The organism is uncultured Nitrospira sp., from assembly GCA_902500695.1.
Lineage (GTDB): Bacteria > Nitrospirota > Nitrospiria > Nitrospirales > UBA8639 > Nitrospira_E.
On record CABVRQ010000003.1, the window covers coordinates 48,844 to 55,175 of the forward strand.

Below are 6,332 nucleotides of genomic sequence, written 5' to 3' on the forward strand. Positions count from 1 at the left end.
CCCGAATACTATGAGTAATGGGTATCCTCGATGGAAACGGGTTCTGTGGATGATTCTCGGAGGCCTTGTCCTGTTTAGTGTTGGGAAAAGCCTCATTCCTGAGTTATTGTTAGCAGGTAAGGATGGTGTCGCCATCGTTCGGGTTGAGGGTCCCATTCTTGATTCGTTTCAGACTGTCGAGGAACTTAAAAAATTTGCTGACGATCCCTTGGTCAAAGCAATCGTGGTGAGGATTGATAGCCCTGGTGGGGCCGTGGCGCCTTCTCAGGAAATTTACAATGCCGTCAAGAGAGTGAGAAAAGAAAAGAATAAAACGGTGATCGCATCCATGGGCACAGTGGCAGCTTCCGGAGGCTATTACATTGCGGTGGCCACTGATCGCATCCTGGCTAATCCTGGGACTTTGACCGGAAGCATTGGCGTCATTATGCAATTGGCGAATTTCCATGAGTTACTTGAAAAAATCGGTGTCAAAAATTTTGTAGTCAAAAGTGGAAAATATAAAGATATTGGCTCTCCCTTTCGTCCCATGAATGATGAAGATCGTAAGGTATTGGAGTTGGTGATGACTGATGTCCATCGTCAATTTATCGATGCAGTGGCCGAGGGGCGGTCTCTGGATGTAGCAGAGGTCGAGCAGTTAGCCGATGGGCGAGTCTTTACGGGGCAGCAGGCCAAGTCCATCTTATTAGTTGATGATATCGGCGATTTGCATGATGCCATTAAGTTGGCTGGCGAATTAGGCGGGATTGAGGGGGAGCCTCGGGTCATGGAGGTGAGCAAGCCGTTTGCATTCAGGGATTTACTTGAAAACACATTCCTTGGAAGCGTTCGCACCTTTGCTACGACTCATTTCTCCACCCCATTGCTGTACCTTTGGGTGGCTTGACCCGGATAGGCAAGATGGATCAATTACTCCTATTGAGGAGCTATACTCATTCGCAAAATTCAAGTTTGGAAAAGCGAGGCTCTGTGAGAAGGAGGATCGGATGACAAAAGCGGATCTCATCGAAAAGTTGGCGGAAAAGGCTCCCCAATTGAGTCGAAGACAAGCCGAGTTAGTGGTCAACACCATTTTTGATTCTATCCGTGATTCCTTAAAGCGTGGAGAAAAAACAGAAATTCGCGGGTTTGGAAGTTTCCGTCTCAGGCACCGCCAGACCAAAGAGGGGCGTAACCCCAAAACCGGAGAATCGGTGTCTGTCCCAGAAAAGCGCATGCCGTTTTTTAAAGCCGGTAAAGAGATCAAAGAATTGTTAAACCCTGAATTACCCTCTGTCTAAGACATGTCTACGGCTGAGCCATCTCAAACTGAGCAAGATATTCCCTGGACGGAAGAGGCTTCGTCTCGACTGGAACGCGCTCCTTCGTTCCTGAGAGGCATGGTGCGCCGTCTTGCAGAAAAAAAGGCCAAAGAATTGGGATATGCAGAAATTACGGCTGAAATTTTAGACCAATTTAAGCAGCAAATGATGGGCTCGATGGGGGGGGCGGCAGGCATGACTCAGGCCGTCGAAGATATGGCTCAAGGCAAACTCCCCTGGACCGCCGAGGCGCGGAAGCGACTTGAGGCCGTTCCAGAGTTCATGCGAAGCATGATTGGCAGGATCGCTGAAGATGTGGCCAAAGAACGTGGCCATATGGAAGTGAATGTGGAATTATTTGAAAAGGTCGAATCTTTAGGTGATTTTCCGCTCGAAAAGAGCGTGCCTATGGAATGGACAGATGAAGCTTTGGCTTTGTTGAATAAACGCATTGAGGATTCACCTCCGATTGCCATGGAATTTGTGACGGATATGTTAAAGCGGGACGCCGAAGATTTAGCCCGTGAGCAAGGGATCGTGAAAATTGATGCTGAGACGTTGATTCGCCTCTGGGAGGCTCCGCCCACACAGGTGGCATGGACGGATGAGGCTTGGAAGCGTCTTCATACCTCACCGGATTTTGTCCGAAGCGGCATTCGAAAAGCTGCGGAACGCCGTGCGAGAAAACTCGGGCTTACCACTATCGACTCTGAACACCTCACCACCTTTCGAAATGAAGCAATGATGAAAGCCGTCAAGCGGATTCGAAGTTTTGGCTATCAGGAACTGACCTTTGATGCGTTTGGCGATGCCATGCAAAAAGTTAAACGATTAAAGGGGAATGAGCAGGCGGAACATCGCTTGGATGAGATCCGGGATTACATGAAGAAAAAGCCCGATGTAGGTTTATTGGGTGATGAACTGATGACCCGCTTCCGGAAATTTTTAAAAGGAGAGGGCAAGCTGTAACTGGTTTTGATTCTTCCTGTTTTGGATTGTGACGTTTTGAAATCTTCCTGAAATTGCCCTCTTCTTACTTCCCCTGAGCCCCTTCTTTCGCGAGTTGATCGACAAGATCATTTTCCGGATTACCGGAGTGAGCCTTCACTTTGACCCAGTGAATAGAGATGCCTGATTCGATGACCGTCTGAGCGTAGGCTTGGGTAAACGGCAGTTTGGTGCGCCAGGTTCCGGTTACCCAATTTTCCAATCCTTGGTAATCAAAGTAGATCGTCATTTCTGTAATCCCTTGGGATTGACACCATTTGACGGCTTTGAGGATGGCAAGAATTTCACCAGCGACATTTCGGTGGTTCATGGCGGACTGCGGAATATCGTTCCCCTTGTCCCGATAAATTTCTACACCATTTTTTTTGGCCAGTAACCCCCATCCCAGTCGAAGAGAGCCATCCTTTTGTGGAAAGCAGGATCCATCTACCCAAACTTCTATCGTCGAGGCCGATGTTGCTGCTGCTACTGAAGCTGGCTTCTTCTTGATTGGTTCACTGCTTAAACGAAAAGAAAGAAATGCTTCGGCTTCTTCTCGGGTGGAGAAAGCTTTATATTCGGCTCCTGGAAAATGATGTACTTGGGCACGGCAGGCATCCCAACTCTCAAAGATGCCAATCTTGCGACCGCAGCGAACGGCATAGAATTTCATGAAGGCTTAGCGTGTGGGGTATTCACAATGGAGATCTTTTCGCTACGAACACTGCTTAACCCGGGCATTTCCCATAACGTTTGATTTTAGATTTGCTACGGTCTGGCTCCGCCTTGCAGGGCTTTGATTCTACCTTTAGCCAGGTCAACTTTTGTCATTTCCCCAGGATTGTCCCCTGCCAGTATTAGGAAAGTTTCATATTCTTGAATGGCGCGTTTGGGATTATGGGATTCATAAGCTTCCGCCAAATTGAATCGGGCTTGGGCATAGTTTGGCTGCAAGGCCAAAGCCTGCTCATAGGTTTCGATAGCCTTGGGTAATTTTCCAAGTTGCGCCAGGACTGAGCCGTAACTATTTAGGATAACTGCTGAGTATGGCTGGATGGTCAGGGCCTGCTCCAGGGTGGTTGTGGCTTCTGGAAGTCTGCCCATGCTTCGTAATGCCAATCCAAGACGATGGTGGGCTTCCGCTAATTGTTTCGGATCAGAAAATCCATATTGAATGGCTTTTTGATAGGCGTCAACGGCTATTTCTGGCTCCTTGTTGCCACAGGACGCAAATAAGGCAATCTCCCCCCTGGCAAATTGCTGAAGTCCTAAAAATTCTTTTTCGGACCCTAATTGTCCTCTTGTGCCCGGGAGGTCCTTCTCCGGGAGATCTGGATCCTCAATAAAAGAAAGAAACTTTGAATGATTGCCGTCTAAAAGCGTTTCATAGGGATCAAGAACGAAAACCGCCATGACCAGTTGGTCCTCTTTCCCATGGGTGTGGCGCATGAAATATTGATGGGTGGAGGTGGCTTCTCCCGTCCGATGCAGTGTGCCAGAATCGGGGGTTTGCTCTCTTAGGAGTTGAGAAGAATGAAAAAAGAATTCACGAGCCGGAGGTAATTGCGCCAGAGTATGGCGGAGTTTCGGATAATCTTCTAAGGAAAGACCAAGCGGGAATACGGTGATGACCCCCACAAGGGTCTGGTCTTCATTAAACATAAACCATTGTGCTTGCTTGTTGGGTGAGGCGGTTTCACGAAAGATTTCGTTTCCTCCACCCCATGGAGACGCCTGCAACCCTGGTTGCAGCCAACTTGTTTGAGCCTCTGCTTTGGTTTGGCACAAAGTGGCCTTTCCTAAGAGATTGAGGTCGCTCTCGGAAGGCGGAAGGTCGGAGGGAGGGGGGGCGCTGGCGCAATGTGGGAGTAAGCAAAAAAGTAGAAATGCTTTGAGGAAATTTGTCGGCTTTTTGCGGAGTCGATTATGATAGATGATCGTTTTTACCATTATCATCGTCTCTTGGGGATGGATGGTCGATGGTGGAAGGGAATTGTGACTTGGGTGCTAGAGTCCGAGTTTGGTAGTGGGTGCCACATGCACAATCAAGAAGGTCTCCATCCTACTTGAGATGACACGACCCACAACCGTGCGGAGAAGGAATTGATTCAGAAAAGTTGCAATATCATGGTGGGCGATACTGGGATCGAACCAGTGGCCTCTTCCGTGTGAAGGAAGCGCTCTTCCACTGAGCTAATCGCCCGCGGGAGGCAATTTATCACAATGCTATGAAGGGAGCAACGAAGTCTGAGGTGGCGGCAATGCTTTTCTTGACGGTTGGAGAAAGTGTGGAGTAGGCTGAGAAGAGGTGTTTCATCGACTTGACCAAGGAGGTGCACCATGGATAAGCAAGAGCGCAAATATGAATCTCGAAAACCGAGTTCTCCCAAAGAATCAGAGGACGTTCAGGCTGATCCGAGTGTTGCGGAAGCCGGGCAACGCTTGAAAGAAGAAATGGATGACCTGGTTGATGAAATTGATAAAGTTTTAGAAGAGAATGCAGCTGAATTTGTCAAAAACTATGTGCAAAAAGGTGGAGAGTAGATGCGTAAGATTCGTTGATTTCTAAAATTCTCGCCTGTTCTCTTTCACTCGCCAGACCTACTAAAGCCCTTGCTGTTCCCTGTTCCTTTTAGAAACATTTTCAGGTGAGGTGCTCCGGCCTCACAACCCCTTCCATATTAACATCGCTGGTTCGTTGCGATGGATGCGTCTCTTGCATGACGTGTCCCTTTATGGGGAAATTGAGTTTTTTCTTTTTATGCCACCGGAGGCCGATCGCCGTCCCTGATATGAAAAAAAGCATTTTTCTCTCTTTTTTGTTATGATTCATAGTCAATGCCGTGAGACACTTTGATGAAGGATTGAAAAAATGGGCGTGACGCACTTGACGGATATTGAACAGCTTATGGATCAGGTGAAAGCCTATTACCCGGAGGCTGATACCAACTTCATCAGGCGAGCTTATGACTATTCCGCGAAAGCGCATGATGGGCAAATGCGACAAACGGGCGAACCCTATGTTCAGCATCCGTTAGCAGTCGCTGGGATTTTAACTTTTTTAAAATTGGACGTTCCTGCGATTGTTGCTGGACTATTACACGACACTCTCGAAGATACCATAGCGACCAGAGCCGAGTTAGAAAAAGAATTTGGAAGTGACGTGGCTCGTTTAGTTGAGGGTGTTACAAAAATCGGGCAAATTCCTTTTAAAACTGATGAAGAGAAGCAAGCGGAAAATTTCCGTAAAATGGTTCTCTCTATGGCTGATGATATCCGAGTGGTGTTTATCAAATTAGCGGACCGACTGCATAATATGCAGACTCTTGAAGCCTTGTCGGACGAGAAACGAAAAAAAATTGCGCAAGAAACCATGGAAATTTATGCGCCTTTAGCCAATCGGCTTGGTATGAGTTGGATTAAGCAGCAGCTAGAGGATTTGTGTTTCCAGTATTTGGAACCGGATGCCTGGTCTCATTTGAAGTTACGTTTGGCCAAAAAGGATGAGGAGCGACAGGAATATATTCAATCCCTGATTCACCTGGCTCAGCAGGCACTTTTGGACGTCGGATTACCGGGACAGATTGACGGGCGACCCAAGCATCTCTTCAGCATCTATCAGAAAATGGAGCGCCGGTCCGTCTCTTTTGACGAAATCTTTGATTTGACGGCTGTTCGCATTGTGACTGATACCAAAATGAATTGTTACGCCATTTTGGGCTTGCTGCATTCCATTTGGCCTCCCGTCCCTGGTCGCTTTAAAGACTACATTGCGACTCCACGTTCAAACTTGTATCAATCGTTGCACACGACGGTTGTTGGTCCACAAGGTGAGTATGTGGAATTCCAAATTCGGACGGCGGATATGCATCGAATTAATGAATACGGTGTGGCAGCCCATTGGCTGTATAAGGAGCCTGGGAAAGTTGGGGGACGGGACGAACAGGTGTTCAGTTGGCTCAGACAGTTTGTGGAATGGCATAAGGACCTTGCCGATAACCGCCAGTTTATGGATTCGGTTAAATTGGATTTATTCCATGA

The 6,332-nt window shown here is 47.7% G+C and carries 7 protein-coding genes and 1 tRNA gene; 5 read left to right on the forward strand and 3 right to left on the reverse strand.

Features of this window, described 5'->3' with window-relative positions:
• The first annotated feature begins 49 nt into the window (after positions 1–49).
• The 3 genes from sppA to AAH187_RS01175 all read left to right on the forward strand — a co-directional run bounded on the left by sppA (position 50) and on the right by AAH187_RS01175 (position 2,273).
• Positions 50–889 (forward strand): signal peptide peptidase SppA, encoded by an 840-nt coding sequence (gene sppA, locus AAH187_RS01165; protein ID WP_342346598.1) that lies wholly within the window; start codon positions 50–52, stop codon positions 887–889.
• 100 nt (positions 890–989) lie between these two features.
• Positions 990–1,283, forward strand: coding sequence for an integration host factor subunit beta (locus AAH187_RS01170; protein WP_342346599.1), 294 nt, complete (start codon positions 990–992; stop codon positions 1,281–1,283).
• 3 nt (positions 1,284–1,286) lie between these two features.
• The gene (locus tag AAH187_RS01175) at positions 1,287–2,273 is read left to right on the forward strand and encodes a PCP reductase family protein (protein WP_342346600.1); all 987 of its coding nucleotides are present in this window, start codon (positions 1,287–1,289) and stop codon (positions 2,271–2,273) included.
• Positions 2,274–2,337: 64 nt separating this feature from the next.
• Here the strand turns inward: AAH187_RS01175 and AAH187_RS01180 are convergent, their stop codons facing one another.
• The 3 genes from AAH187_RS01180 to AAH187_RS01190 form a co-directional block, all read right to left on the reverse strand.
• The gene (locus AAH187_RS01180; RefSeq protein WP_342346601.1) at positions 2,338–2,964 is read right to left on the reverse strand and encodes a ribonuclease H family protein; all 627 of its coding nucleotides are present in this window, start codon (positions 2,962–2,964) and stop codon (positions 2,338–2,340) included.
• 95 nt (positions 2,965–3,059) lie between these two features.
• Positions 3,060–4,241, reverse strand: coding sequence for a tetratricopeptide repeat protein (locus tag AAH187_RS01185; RefSeq protein ID WP_342346602.1), 1,182 nt, complete (start codon positions 4,239–4,241; stop codon positions 3,060–3,062).
• A 178-nt stretch (positions 4,242–4,419) separates the two neighbouring features.
• Positions 4,420–4,494: transfer RNA gene (locus tag AAH187_RS01190), tRNA-Val, on the reverse strand.
• A 137-nt stretch (positions 4,495–4,631) separates the two neighbouring features.
• On the opposite strand from AAH187_RS01190, the gene AAH187_RS01195 reads away from it, so the two are divergent.
• Positions 4,632–4,835: a ubiquitin-like protein Pup gene (locus AAH187_RS01195; protein WP_342346603.1), complete on the forward strand. Its 204-nt coding sequence runs from the start codon at positions 4,632–4,634 to the stop codon at positions 4,833–4,835.
• Positions 4,836–5,163: 328 nt separating this feature from the next.
• The coding region (locus AAH187_RS01200) for a RelA/SpoT family protein (protein WP_342346604.1) at positions 5,164–6,332 on the forward strand (1,169 nt) is incomplete at its 3' end.